This window comes from Acinetobacter sp. CAU_H_S139_7 (genome assembly GCF_058599305.1).
The window spans coordinates 2,355,910-2,369,118 of the sequence record NZ_CM178651.1 but is presented as its reverse complement, the minus strand read 5'-3'; the positions used below and the strand labels follow the sequence as shown (position 1 = coordinate 2,369,118).

Sequence of the window (13,209 nt, the reverse complement as noted above, 5' to 3'; positions counted from 1 at the left end):
AATGAAGAAGCCTACACACAAAATCTACCGCACAACCAATTGGCCCGCATATAACCGAGCACTCATGAGTCGCGGAAATATTGCCATTTGGTTTGATCCTGCTACGCAATGGTATGCGCCATCAAAAGGCAAACAAGGGCGAAATCAAACCTACTCCGACGCAGCCATCCAATGCTGCTTAATGATTAAATCCTTATTCCGTCTGTCTTTACGTATGGTCACTGGCTTTGTGCAAAGTCTGATTAAACTTTGCGGATTAAATTGGATAGCTCCAGATTACACCACGCTTTGTAGAAGACAAAAGCATATTGATATTGTAATCAGCTACCAAAAAAGTAGCGATGGGCTGCATCTACTCATGGACTCTACAGGCATGAAGTTTCTAGGTGAGGGCGAATGGAAACGCAAGAAACATGGACCTGAATATCGTCGCCAATGGCGTAAACTTCATATTGGTATAGATGCTAAAACCCTGCAAATACGAGCAGTTCAGCTTACAACCAATAATGTCAGTGATTCACAGGTGCTTGGTGATTTACTTAATCAGATTCCACAAGATGAGCGGATTAACTCTGTTTATACCGATGGAGCTTATGACACCAAGCAATGCCGTCAGGTCATTGCAGATCGGCAAGCGCATGCGGTGATTCCACCTAGAAAAAATGCGAAACCATGGAAAGATACAAAGAGTAGCTCGCTAGAGCGAAATGAATTACTTCGAACAATTAAACGTTTAGGCAGGACACTATGGAAAAAATGGTCAGGCTATCATCGGCGAAGTTTGGTTGAAACTAAGATGCATTGCATCAAATTATTAGGAGATAAACTCAGTGCAAGGAGTTTTGATAGCCAAGTGAATGAGATCCATGCACGTGTAGCAGTCCTTAACAGATTTACGGAATTAGGTCGACCACTTACCCAAGTTACGCCTTAAATTTGGCTCAATTAGGGGCGCTTTGCATTTCAAATCTTTGTGCAACAAAGCCGAGCATGTGCTGTTTGTGATAAATTGAGATTATGTTGAGTGAGTTCTCTAATAATTCTAAGTTGTTGAAAGTTCATAATTTGGATATAGAATATAAAAATAAGAGCAAATATATAAATAAATGCTCTTTTAGATGATCAATGATTAACGCATTGTGACGAATTCTTCAGCAGAAGTCGGATGAATTGCTAAAGTGTTATCGAAGTCTTTTTTAGTTGCTCCCATTTTTAAAGCAACAGCAAAGCCTTGCAGAATTTCATCCATACCGTATCCAATACCATGAATTCCGACCACTTTCTCATCAGTTCCTACACAAATTAATTTCATTTTTGTGAGTTGTCGATGTTCTGTTATCGCTGTATACATGGATGTAAAGGAAGAACTATAAATTTTGATGGCATCTTTACCAAATTTTTCTATGGCTTGATCTTCGGTTAATCCAACTGTTCCAATAGGTGGGTGACTAAACACCACAGTCGGAATATTTTCATAATCTAAATGTTCATTTGGCTTATTGTTAAATAAACGTTCAGACAGTCTTCGACCCGCTGCCACAGCAACAGGTGTTAACTCGACTTTACCTGTAATATCACCCACTGCATAAATGCCAGACTGTGTTGTATTTTGATATGCATCAACATGAATAAAGCGATTCTCGTTCAATTGAACTTGAGTCTTATTAAGATTGATCGCTTCAGTTGCAGGTTTTCTACCAATTGCCCAAATCAAGCAATCTACACTATGTTCTGTACCATCTTCTAGGTGTAATACAAGTGAGTTATCTTGAACTTTAGTCACTTTGTTAATCTGACTATGAGTATGCACGTTAATATTTTCACTGCGCATATTCTCTAATAGTGTTTTACCAAGGAAATGATCTAATCCACGCAAAGGCTGATGTTTACGAATAAATAATTGTACATTCGAACCCAATGCATTAAGAACACCTGCCAATTCCACAGCAATATAGCCAGAACCAACAATAGCAGTCCGCTTCGGTAAGTGTTCTAATCCGAAGAAACCATTGGAATCAATACCATATTCAGCACCTTCAATTTCAGGTTTGAATGCTTGAGTCCCCGTAGCAATTAAAATATGGTCAGCTGTGTACGTTTCACCATTTACTTCAATTGTTTGAGCATCTAAAAATTTTGCAAAACCTCGAATGACATCAACATTATTTTTAGCTAGTCCTGTGTCATACGATGTATGTATTCGGCTGATATAGGCTTGTCTGTTTTCAACTAATTTCTTCCAGTTAAAGGATTTCAATTCTGTATTAAAGCCATAGTCAGGACCATATTTATGAATCGCATCGGCAATTTGAGCTGAATACCACATCACTTTTTTAGGAACACATCCTACGTTGACACAGGTTCCACCAATATCACCCATTTCTATCAGTGCACATTTCTTACCATACATGGCAGCACGATTGACTGATGCAATACCGCCACTGCCTCCGCCAATCGCAATATAATCATAGTGTTTAGACATAAATGAAATTCCTGTTTTTTAGATTTAAAAAGTTAATGATATACGCTGAATTATCAGGAGACTTTCCCTTGGGAGATTCTAGGCAGCCAACTTATAAAAGTCTTCGGCCATTTGATTTGGTGTCTTAAAACCCAAACCCTTTTGAATTCTTCGATGATTATAAAATAATTCAATGTATTTTATAATATCTGCTTTGGCTTCTTCTCTGGTTTGATAGTTGTAATGATGCACTAACTCATTTTTCAGTATTCCCCAAAAGCTTTCAATCGGTGCATTATCGTAACAGTCTCCGCGCTTGCTCATTGAACCTTGAAAACCATATTGCTCAAGTATATTTCGATATTCATGGCTGCAATATTGACTTCCTCTGTCTGAATGCACAATCAGTTCTTTGGTTGGTTTTTGATTGTGAATAGCCATATTTAGCGCATTACAAACAAGCTGTGCTGTCATGCGCTCATTTAAGCTATAGCCAACCACTTGTTTCGTGTAAAGGTCTTTTACCGCTGCTAAGTACAGCCATCCTTCAACAGTCCATATGTACGTAATATCACTTGACCATGCTTGATTTGGTCTAGTCATTGAGAATTGTTGCTCCAGCAGGTTTTCATAGATCGCTCGATTATGGTCACTATTCGTAGTCCTTTTAAAACGCTTGTGTCGCTTACAATACAGGTGGTTCAGCGCTTTTATCTGACGTACAGCGTACATACTCATTTTTATGCCCTGAGCTTGTAAGTATTTGGTTAATCGAATATAACCATAGCTCTGCCTTGTCTCCTCATGGGCTATTTTCACCAATATCGTCTGTTGATTTCGTTGAATCGTTCTTTTGCTCACGCCTCTCTTGAGCCAATCATAAAAACATGAAACTGAAACATGAAGTAATCGAGCCATTAAGGTAATTGGAAAAGAATATCTTTTTTGTTTCATATAGGCGTACCTTACTGACTTTCTTTGGCAAAGTACGCTGCTGCCTTTTTTAAAAATTCACGTTCCATTTCAGCTATTTTGAGCTGTTGTTTGAGTTTTTTATTTTCTTCGAGTAGAGCGTTTAGATCAGGTGAATACTGTTTTGTACCTGCTAAAGTTCCAGCCTTTGCTTTGGTATTCCAATTTGAAAGAGTTTGCATTGAAATGCTAAGTTGTCTAGCTGTTTCCGAGACATTGCCTTGATTGGCTTCAATTAATTTGATGGCTTCAGCTTTAAATTCTGTGGTGTAAGTCTTGTGTTTCTTGCTCATGGTAAACTCCTGATGAGTGTGTTTAGTTTACCAAGTTAAAACCTCCTGTTTTTTCAGCACACATCACTCAAGGAGCTGCGCCTGCACGGCATGGCCACGGCCTGGGCGGAGTTGACTGCGCAGGGTGAGTCGAACACAGCCTCGTCCAAGTGGCTGCTCGAACACCTGCTGGAACAAGAGCACACAGATCGCGCCATGCGCTCGGTGAGCCACCAGATGAACATGGCCAAGCTGCCGATGCACCGCGACCTGGCCGGCTTCGACTTCAGCGCCTCCAGCGCAGACGCTCGTTTGATCAGCGAACTGGCCAGTCTGGCCTTTACCGACACCGCGCAGAACGTGGTGCTGATCGGTGGGCCTGGCACCGGTAAAACCCACCTGGCCACTGCGCTGGCCGTGTCCGGCATCACCCGGCACGGCAAGCGCGTGCGCTTCTACTCCACGGTCGATCTGGTCAATCTGCTGGAGCGCGAAAAGCACGACGGCAAAGCCGGGCGGATCGCCCAAGCTCTGCTGCGCATGGATCTGGTCATCCTCGACGAACTGGGTTATCTGCCCTTCAGCCAGGCCGGCGGTGCGTTGCTGTTTCACCTGCTATCCAAGCTGTACGAACACACCAGCGTGGTGATCACCACCAACCTGAGCTTCGCCGAATGGTCGAGCGTGTTCGGCGACGCCAAGATGACCACCGCCCTGCTGGATCGGCTGACCCACCACTGCCACATCGTCGAAACCGGTAACGAGTCCTATCGCCTGCAACACAGTAGCTTGGCGGCCCAGGCCAAGATCAAATCACGGGAGCGAAAGCGTAAGGGCGGCCAGGAACCGGAGGACGATGAGCCGTTCTGATTTCATGGCGACGACGGCCTGCTACATGGCTGCGTGTGGCAGGTCTTAAACAACTGAACTGGGCTAGCGAAGGAGTGGGGGCAACAGCAGCTGCGCTGGTAGACTTATCCACAGTTGCTGGTAACAAAATCAGCAATCCGCCCTGGGTCAAATTTCAATCGGCAGGGTGGGTCAATTTTCCATCAGCGCCAACACACTAAGCAACCATCAGAAAATTTTGACTGTACGCCAAAAAATTCGCATCTACCAGCATCTAAACAGGCGTTGTTGATTATCATAAAACACTGACACTGTATTATATAATCGTGCTTTTGTGTTATTTTTTTAATATTTACTGATTACGTACTTGCTTAACCACTCAGTTGCGCTAGAATTAATAGACGCGAAATTTAAATCTCTAATTTTCCAACACTTAGTAAAACCTCGTTTGCCATCCCACTACCATTGTAGGAGCAAATCAGGAGACATAAAAAATTAGCGGTAGCGTGCCTGGCCCTCTAGATAAGTATTGGAGACTGTAATGAAGTTTGAAAAGTCACAGACAGCAATCGACCACCTGACTCCCGAGCAACACCGAATTACCCAGGAGGCGGGCACCGAAAGGCCCTTCACGGGCGAGTACAACGACAACAAGGAGCCTGGCATCTACGTCGACATAGTGTCGGGAGAGCCACTGTTCGCTTCGACGGACAAGTTCGATTCGGGTACTGGCTGGCCCAGCTTCACCAAGCCGATCGTTTCGGCAAACGTGAACGAGGTGCGGGACAGCGCACACGGCATGGTCCGGACGGAGGTCAGGTCAGTACACGCAGACAGTCATCTCGGCCATGTGTTCCCCGATGGTCCTTCCGACCGCGGCGGTCTGCGGTACTGCATCAACTCAGCGTCCCTTCGCTTCATCCCGCGCGACGAGATGGAGTCCGAGGGATACGGTGAATATCTCGATCAAGTAGAGGAGGCTTAACATGCATCAGCGCGCTGTTCTCGCAGGAGGATGTTTCTGGGGCATGCAGGATCTGATCCGCAAGCGGCCCGGCATCATCTCGACCCGTGTGGGTTACACGGGCGGCGATATTCCGAACGCCACGTATCGTAATCACGGCACGCATGCCGAGGGGATCGAGATTGTCTTCGACCCGACAGTGACGAGCTACCGGAACATCCTGGAATTCTTCTTCCAGATCCACGATCCGACGACGCTGAACCGCCAGGGCAATGATCGTGGGCTCTCCTACCGGTCGGGCATCTATTATGTCGACGAGGAGCAGAAGCGCGTCGCCGAGGATACGATCGCCGATGTGGATGCCTCGGGGCTGTGGGATGGCAAAGTGGTGACCGAGGTCCAGCCGGTCGGCGAGTTCTGGGAGGCCGAGCCCGATCACCAGGATTATCTGGAGAAGCGCCCGGGCGGCTACACCTGCCACTTCGTCCGTCCCGGCTGGGTGCTTCCGAAGCGCCAAAAGGTTGACGACGTACAGCCAGCGGCCGGGACCGCGGCGGAATAGGCTTCACTGCCGTTGCCACTGCGCCGGTCCGGTCCGCAATCTTCGTGACCGCGTCGTTCAGCGACGCGGTCATCGAACCCTACTTCAGAGTGACGGCTCGTTCCAGTCAGTCGCCATCGCAACACCAGGATCGCAGATTTATGCCAGACCTCTCGTCCTTTCCGATCACGCAGCGCTGGCCGGCATCTCATCCCGATCGCCTGCAACTCTACGCAGCCCCTACGCCCAATGGCGTCAAGGTCTCGATCATGCTTGAGGAGACTGGCCTGGCGTACGAGCCCCACCTGATCGACATCTCGAACAACGAGTCGAAGGATCCGGCGTTCGTGTCGCTGAACCCGAACGGACGCATACCGGCGATCATCGATCCGGCTGGCCCTGACGGTAGACCCATCGCCTTATGGGAATCCGGTGCGATCCTCCTCTATCTGGCCGACAAGACGGGTCAGTTCATCTCCACCGAACCAGGCCAGCGTTACGAGACCCTAGCGTGGGTGTTCTTTCAGATGTCGGCCATCGGGCCGATGTTCGGACAGCTAGGCTTTTTCCTGCGATTTGCCGGCAAGGACTATGAGGACAAGCGACCTCGGCAGCGCTTTGTTGATGAATCCAGGCGTCTTCTCGGGGTCCTGGATCACCGGCTGGAGGGCCGCGAATGGATTGTCGATGATTACTCGATCGCGGACATTGCGACGTTTGGCTGGGTGAATGCGCTGGTCGAATTCTACGCAGCGGGCGACATCCTCGGCCTAAGCAGCTATTCGAACGTGCAGGCATGGCTCGAACGCGGGCTGGCGCGACCGGCTGTACAGCGTGGCCTGCGAATTCCTGCGAGGCCTGCATGACCATTATCGCCGCATATTATTACAACGAAGGTAAGCGAGTCCGTGAAATCAGGCTCGATGAGCACGTCGAACTAAACGAGAATCGCTCGGGCTTCTGCTGGATCGCGCTTAGCGAGCCCACCGCAGACGAACTCAGCGCGATCCAGACGACGTATAACCTCCATCCTTTGGCGATCGACAACGCCATGCACCCGCTGTGCCCGCCCAAGCTCGAGGTCTACAACGATGAGTTGTACGTCGTCGCCCAGACCGCCGAGCTGGTCGGCGACCGGATCAGCTACGGCAAGATGGCGATCTTCACCGGTCACAATCACCTTATCACCGTGCGGCACGGCAATGCCGGAGCGCTGGGCAAACTTCGGGAGCAACTCGAGGCATCGCCGACACAGTTCGGCAAGGGTGTCGACTATGTGCTGCACGCGATCTTGCACCGAGTGGTCGACCAGTATCTGCCCATCTTCGAAATGATCGAGGACGACGTCCTGGCGATGGAGCGACGGTCGCTGCACGATTTCCTCGGGCCAGAAGAGGTGGCGCGAATCTTCGAACTAAGGTCCGAACTCACGCGGTTCCAGCGCACGCTCGGGGCTATGGCCGAGCTGGTGCGAAAGCTCGTTCGCGGCCACTTTCCCTGCATCAGCGCCGAAATGACACCATATTTCCACGACGTCGCGGACCATGTCCACCGCGTGCAGTCCATGGTCGACGGCCTCCTGCTTGTCCTGTCCACGGTCTTCGAGGCCAGCAGCCTTCTGGAAGCGCAAAGGATCGGTGTGGTCACTCGCCAGCTCGCGGCCTGGGCGGCGATCTTGACGGTCCCGACGGCGATCGCCGGAATATATGGCATGAACTTCAAGCACATGCCGGAACTGGACACGCCATATGGCTACTTCGTCGTGCTCGGAGTGATAGCGGTGTTCTGCCTTCTCCTGTTCATGCGCTTCAAGAAGGCCAAGTGGCTATGAGTAACGCACTTCGCGAGCTTCTCCGTCCGCCGAGTCACAGCGCGCTTTGTGCGCGAGCGTGTCCAATCCAGTTCAAGATGAAGGTGCTTCCATGACCTCCCAGGTGACCGACGTTCTAGAAGCAGTCCAGTCATTCATCGCCAACGGCTATGACCGCGAATACCGCGTCAAGGACGGCAATCTCGTCGATCTCGAACTAGGGTCAACCCTCGATGCATGCAGCATTCGCGTCGATGCGGCGTTGCGCCTCGAGAGCGGGGACGACGGCGAAGATGCCTCCAACATCTACGCGATCACCGATCCGGCGACAGAGCATAAAGGCCTGTTGATCGACGTGTTCGATGAAATCTGCTACCGCGACCCAGTTCAAGAGTCGGGACCTCAATGTAGAAGAAGTTGACTAACGAGCATTCGCGTCATCCGATCAAGCAAGCTGGAGACATTTATGAAAGCCATTGGTTACAAGGTTCCGGGACCCATCGCCGCGGATGCCGCGCTGGTCGACATCAATCTGCCTCGGCCTGTCGCTGCAGGATACGATATCCTGGTTGAGGTGAAGGCCGTCTCGGTCAACCCGGTCGACTACAAGGTCCGCAACAGCACGCCGCCGGCAGATGGCGATTGGAAGGTGCTGGGATGGGATGCCGCCGGGATTGTGCGCGAGGTCGGCCCCGACGTCACGCAGTTCGAGTTAGGCGACGAGGTCTATTATGCCGGATCGATCACACGGCCCGGTACCAATGCGGAGTTCCATCTCGTCGACGCCCGGATTGTCGGTCACAAACCTGCGTCGCTCTCCTGGGCGGAAGCGGCGGCGCTGCCGCTGACGACGTTGACGGCCTGGGAGGCGATGTTCGACCGCCTGGACGTGGCGAAGCCCGTACCCGGTGCGGCGGAGGCGATCCTCATCATCGGTGGCGCGGGCGGGGTTGGGTCGATCGCCGTCCAGATCGCGCGACAGCGCACGGACCTCACCGTCATCGCCACAGCCTCTCGACCGGAAACCCAAGAGTGGGTAAGAGGGCTTGGAGCTCACCACGTCATCGACCATTCTCGTCCGCTCGCGCCACAGATCGCCGAACTCGGCATCGGTGCTCCCGCTTTCGTCTTTTCGACCACACATACCGAGCAACATGTCGCCGACATCGCCGAACTGATCGCCCCACAAGGACGGTTCGGACTGATCGACGATCCCAAGGCATTCGATATCATGGTTTTCAAGCGCAAGGCGGTGTCGATCCACCACGAGCTGATGTTCACGCGGTCGATCTACGGCACGCCCGACATGAATGAGCAGGGCGAGATTCTGGATGCGATGGCAGCGCTGGTTGACGACGGCAAAATCCGCACGACGCTGACCCGGCGACTGTCGCCGATCAATGCCGCCAATCTGAAGACGGTGCATGCACTGATCGAAAGTGGCGCGGCTAAAGGCAAGATCGTCCTCGAAGGCTTCTAACGACCGCGATCGCCAAACATCTTGTCCAACCTCAAAAAGCCGAACGGGTTATGCCCCAGCGATGAGAATCCCATGACCAAATCTATTGCCACCGCCTCGATCAACCGCGAAACCGCAGTCGCCCTCATCGACGCGGCGCTCGCTGCGGCCCGTGCCATCGGCATCCCGGCTGCCGTCGCCGTCGTCGACGCCACCGGTAACCTGCGCGCGTTCGAGCGCACCGACGATGCGCCGTTCCTTACCGTCGATGTTGCCATCGACAAGGCCTGGAGTTCCGCCTCGTTTGGGTTCCCGACCCATGTCTGGAACGACTATGTGACCAACGATCCAAAAGTGGCGCCGCTAGCCTATCGCCCTCGGATGGTCGCTGTCGGCGGCGGTTATCCGATTCTGGAGGATGGGAAGTTGATCGGCGGCATAGGCATCTCCGGAGGCAACTATCAGCAGGATCAGGATGCGTGCGTCGAGGCACTCATGAAAATCGGGTTCCAGTTGCCAGCCTGACGACTGTGAGGCCATCACCGGTGGTAATGGCCAACAGATCCAACCTTTGAGAGGCCTAATGATGGAAGCGTTCGTCGTCTTTACGCGGGAAGAAACCAGCGACCCACATGCACTCGCAACCTATTCTGCAGGCGTCGGACCATCGTTCGATGGTCACGACGTTACCTTTCTCGCCGCTTATGGCGCGATCCAGCATTTGGAGGGGCCGCCCATCGAAGGGGCCGTAATCTTGCGTTTCCCGACGATGCAGGCCGCTCGCGACTGGTATGACAGTCCCGCCTACCAAACCATCGCTGCTCAACGCTTTGCCGGTTCCCGTTACCGCGCCTTTATCATTGAAGGGCGGCGGTGACATACCGACAGAAGCACTTCGGCGCTGACCACGAGGTATCGGCGTGTGAACTCGCATCTTGGGAATCTGTGGGGGGGACCAAGACAGCGACGCTAGGGGCTCATATCGTCGATCGGATCAGAGAGTTGCTCGGCGAGAATGGGTTATCTATTGCCGAGCTGACGGAGCGGAGCCGCCCTCTCCCAACGGATTGATTCAATCGTTGACGCTCCTCCTATCCGGATCCGGGTTTTCGCACGCTGATCAACAGAGTTACAGCGCGCAACGCCTGTAGTGGGCATCAGGGGATGGGTGGCAATCAGGATGATTGCCCACCTTCCAACGATTAACCTTGCTCAAGTTGCTTCACTAGTCGCTCCGCGTCGAGATGGAAGTCCGAGAAAACAATGCTACCGCCAGCGTCGATAACCGTAAACCACGGAGTTCCTCGTGTGCGGTAGTCTTCCATGAAGGTTGGAAACGGCGAGCCGGTCGGTTGCTCGTCGTGACCGAAAACGATAGGAAGCTCATACTTGAGCTGGTTCACGCGCAACTTCTCGAAGGTATTCTCATGCGTTCCTTCGAAGACGGTCTGGATCACTGCGAACCCCACGTCTTTTGAGCTCAACGCTGCATGCAACTTTTGTAGCGTCGGAAACCCATGCAAATGGCAACCTTGGCACCAATGCTGGAAGGCAAACAAGATTTTCGGGCCGGGCCCGATATCTGACAGTTTGAACGGCGCGATACTTTCCCCATCTTTGCCAATCCATTTTTGCACCCGCAGCTCAGGCGCTTGTCGTTCGATCTCGTTCATCTGATCCTCCAACCCCGATACAGAAGCTTAGTGGATGATCGCGCGTCGCGACGGTGCGCGAACGTCCGACCTTATTTTCCCTATTTCCTGAAGCCAGAATAGATCAGATCGACATTTCGTCCTTAATATACTCAAGCTGCCGGCGAGCGCGAACTGGGCAACCATGCGCTGGTGAGCCTTGAGCTTTGCACGCTGCCCATCCGTTTGAGAGCGAACCTGCAACTTCCGCTCCGCATACCGCAGATCAGCGTACGCAGCCTTGGGGTTATCTACCCTATAGCCATTGGGTATTGGGAATCATGCTGGCCTGACGCTATGTTCGATACGCGATTTTTTACGATGATAGAGCATCTGTATCTGATTTTTAGTCGATTGGCTTATTCGGCGGATGTGCGGGCAAATGCTTTACGCAGAGTACTGAAATGAAGGCCGGCTTCGGTCTGCCGTATCGAGCAAGAGGGGTCACTATGGTCACCAGAGGTTTCACCGGTCGCGGTTCAGGCGACCAGTCCGATCGGATTCCGCCAGGTCAGCATCTGGTGGAGGATTTCCCTGTTCTGTCGGCCGGCCCTACGCCGAGGGTAGAGCCCTCCGACTGGAAATTCACAGTCAAAATTGGTCCGAAGCCCGTCAAAACGTGGAATTGGGGCGAATTCAACACTCTACCAAAGACCCAGGTGACAAAGGATATTCACTGCGTCACCTCTTGGTCCAAACTGGATACCGTTTGGGAGGGTGTACTCATTGAAGACATCCTTGCAGATGCAGAGCTTGATCGGCCTACCGATTTCGTCTTGGCGCACTGCTACGATAATTATTCGACAAACGTCCCTCTGACGGATCTGCTTTCCGGGAAAGCGATGGTCGCCCTCAGTTATGCGGGCAAGCCACTTTCCCGCGATCATGGGGGGCCGGCGCGTCTTCTAGTGCCGCACCTTTACTTCTGGAAATCCGCCAAATGGGTGAATGCGCTGCAATTCACGACGCGTGACGAGGCCGGCTTTTGGGAGCTGCACGGCTATCACATCTACGGCGATCCGTGGCGCGAACAACGATACACCCATGACTGAAAACGAAGCGCAAGTCCGTTCGTGGCAATCATGCGTGATCGACGACATCATCCAGCAAACACCGAGTATCAAGAGCTTCTTCCTTCGGTTGAGCAAGCCGTTCGCGCACACCGCAGGTCAGCACGTCGATATCCGGCTGACCGCGCCCGACGGCTACAGTGCAATGCGCAGCTACTCGATCGCGTCATCGGCAGTTTCGACCCCGATCGTCGAGATAGCTATCGAGCGCATGCCGGATGCCGAAGTTTCGCCGTTTTTTCACGACATCGCGGCGATTGGTGACGAAATCGAAGTTCGCGGTCCGCTCGGTGGCCATTTCCTTTGGCCTGAGCCTGCCATAGATCCGGTTCTGTTGATCGGGGGAGGCTCCGGCCTCGTGCCGTTGATGGCAATGATCCGGCAGCGCCGCGCATTGGCCCAAGCCGTTCCGACAGCGTTGCTCCTGTCCGCACGAACCGCCGAGGACGTTCTCTTCTCAGAAGAACTTCATTGCATCGAAATCAGCGATCCGGCGTTCGTCCTGGCGCTCGCGATTACGCGCGAGAAACCGGTTCGCGCATCGGACTTTGCGCGACGGATCGACGGCATGATGGTCCAAGAAATTCTAACCAGGCTTCAGGGAAAGCCGACGCAAGTGTTCGTCTGCGGGTCTAACGGATTCGTCAACATCGCAACCGATAGCGCGCTGCTGGCGGGCTTGGACGCCTCCATCATCAAGACGGAGCGCTACGGGGGCTAGCGGCGCGAGCTATCTCACGTCGCGCCGATCGTAGACGTGCGCCCTGGGAAGCTTTGGCGATCAACGTGAACCGTTTTGCCGAACACAGTCTTCGTACCCCCCGGCCTCTAGAACGCCTTCGCTCGCGATACCTGGCTCGACATCAAGCTCAATTTGAAAGTTCCTGCACTATCCGTCGTCCTGATATGCTCGACCAGCATGATGGGCGATTCGAGCGGGACCGCTTCCGTCCCAATCGAGGCTCGGTTACCTTAGAGCATCGGCTCGGCGCTACAGGAGGCGCGTGCGGCCTCTGCCTGGCGGTGAAAGCACTTTGGGCCATGTCGCCTGGATAGCGGCCAATCGTCAGCATCTGCTCCGATGTCGGCCAAGGTGCAGTCGCCATCTTTGAACGCCGCG

Annotated in this window: 15 protein-coding genes; 12 read left to right on the top strand and 3 right to left on the bottom strand. The window is 52.5% G+C overall.

The features are described from left to right. The first annotated feature begins 1 nt into the window (after position 1). Positions 2 to 934 (top strand): IS5-like element ISAba12 family transposase, encoded by a 933-nt coding sequence (locus AC4MC0_RS11645; RefSeq protein WP_002114401.1) that lies wholly within the window; start codon positions 2 to 4, stop codon positions 932 to 934. Positions 935 to 1,129: 195 nt separating this feature from the next. Here AC4MC0_RS11645 and gorA read toward each other — a convergent pair whose 3' ends face one another. Further along, positions 1,130 to 2,482 carry a glutathione-disulfide reductase gene (gene gorA / locus AC4MC0_RS11640; protein WP_002122354.1) on the bottom strand — a complete coding sequence of 451 codons (1,353 nt, stop codon included), beginning with the start codon at positions 2,480 to 2,482 and terminating at the stop codon, positions 1,130 to 1,132. Positions 2,483 to 2,560: 78 nt separating this feature from the next. Then, positions 2,561 to 3,726 (bottom strand): IS3-like element ISAba22 family transposase gene (locus AC4MC0_RS11635; protein WP_085944217.1). Its coding sequence is split into 2 segments (ribosomal slippage): positions 2,561 to 3,468 and positions 3,468 to 3,726, totalling 1,167 coding nucleotides; the frame shifts between segments, so codons are not numbered across the junction. A gap of 90 nt (positions 3,727 to 3,816) precedes the next feature. Between AC4MC0_RS11635 and istB the strand changes: the two genes are divergently transcribed. From istB to AC4MC0_RS11590, 9 genes are all read left to right on the top strand, one after another. Continuing rightward, positions 3,817 to 4,575: an IS21-like element ISPst3 family helper ATPase IstB gene (gene istB / locus AC4MC0_RS11630; protein ID WP_074964445.1), complete on the top strand. Its 759-nt coding sequence runs from the start codon at positions 3,817 to 3,819 to the stop codon at positions 4,573 to 4,575. A 520-nt stretch (positions 4,576 to 5,095) separates the two neighbouring features. Next, positions 5,096 to 5,539 (top strand): peptide-methionine (R)-S-oxide reductase MsrB, encoded by a 444-nt coding sequence (msrB, locus tag AC4MC0_RS11625; RefSeq protein ID WP_003464965.1) that lies wholly within the window; start codon positions 5,096 to 5,098, stop codon positions 5,537 to 5,539. 1 nt (position 5,540) lies between these two features. Further along, positions 5,541 to 6,080: a peptide-methionine (S)-S-oxide reductase MsrA gene (msrA, locus tag AC4MC0_RS11620; RefSeq protein WP_003464967.1), complete on the top strand. Its 540-nt coding sequence runs from the start codon at positions 5,541 to 5,543 to the stop codon at positions 6,078 to 6,080. A gap of 140 nt (positions 6,081 to 6,220) precedes the next feature. Then, entirely contained in the window at positions 6,221 to 6,925 is a 705-nt protein-coding gene (locus AC4MC0_RS11615; RefSeq protein WP_005006007.1) for a glutathione S-transferase N-terminal domain-containing protein, read from the top strand. Next, on the top strand, positions 6,922 to 7,890 hold the full coding sequence (locus AC4MC0_RS11610; RefSeq protein ID WP_002118270.1) for a magnesium and cobalt transport protein CorA: 969 nt from the start codon (positions 6,922 to 6,924) through the stop codon (positions 7,888 to 7,890). The genes AC4MC0_RS11615 and AC4MC0_RS11610 overlap by 4 nt, the downstream gene beginning before the upstream one ends. A 91-nt stretch (positions 7,891 to 7,981) precedes the next feature. Beyond that, positions 7,982 to 8,290 carry a hypothetical protein gene (locus AC4MC0_RS11605; protein WP_005006003.1) on the top strand — a complete coding sequence of 103 codons (309 nt, stop codon included), beginning with the start codon at positions 7,982 to 7,984 and terminating at the stop codon, positions 8,288 to 8,290. Between the two features lie 45 nt (positions 8,291 to 8,335). Then, positions 8,336 to 9,349 carry a zinc-binding alcohol dehydrogenase family protein gene (locus tag AC4MC0_RS11600; protein WP_002118279.1) on the top strand — a complete coding sequence of 338 codons (1,014 nt, stop codon included), beginning with the start codon at positions 8,336 to 8,338 and terminating at the stop codon, positions 9,347 to 9,349. Between the two features lie 72 nt (positions 9,350 to 9,421). Continuing rightward, positions 9,422 to 9,853, top strand: coding sequence for a GlcG/HbpS family heme-binding protein (locus AC4MC0_RS11595; protein ID WP_005006001.1), 432 nt, complete (start codon positions 9,422 to 9,424; stop codon positions 9,851 to 9,853). Between the two features lie 58 nt (positions 9,854 to 9,911). Next, complete coding sequence (locus AC4MC0_RS11590) at positions 9,912 to 10,205, top strand: DUF1330 domain-containing protein (RefSeq protein WP_010591688.1); 294 nt, start codon at positions 9,912 to 9,914, stop codon at positions 10,203 to 10,205. A gap of 325 nt (positions 10,206 to 10,530) precedes the next feature. Here AC4MC0_RS11590 and AC4MC0_RS11585 read toward each other — a convergent pair whose 3' ends face one another. After that, the gene (locus AC4MC0_RS11585; RefSeq protein WP_003464979.1) at positions 10,531 to 11,001 is read right to left on the bottom strand and encodes a TlpA family protein disulfide reductase; all 471 of its coding nucleotides are present in this window, start codon (positions 10,999 to 11,001) and stop codon (positions 10,531 to 10,533) included. A 467-nt stretch (positions 11,002 to 11,468) separates the two neighbouring features. On the opposite strand from AC4MC0_RS11585, the gene AC4MC0_RS11580 reads away from it, so the two are divergent. After that, on the top strand, positions 11,469 to 12,071 hold the full coding sequence (locus AC4MC0_RS11580) for a sulfite oxidase-like oxidoreductase (protein WP_003464980.1): 603 nt from the start codon (positions 11,469 to 11,471) through the stop codon (positions 12,069 to 12,071). Continuing rightward, a complete protein-coding gene (locus AC4MC0_RS11575; RefSeq protein WP_002118292.1) occupies positions 12,064 to 12,810 on the top strand; it encodes a ferredoxin reductase in 747 nt (248 codons plus the stop codon). Before AC4MC0_RS11580 ends, AC4MC0_RS11575 begins: the two co-directional genes overlap by 8 nt. Positions 12,811 to 13,209: the final 399 nt, after the last annotated feature.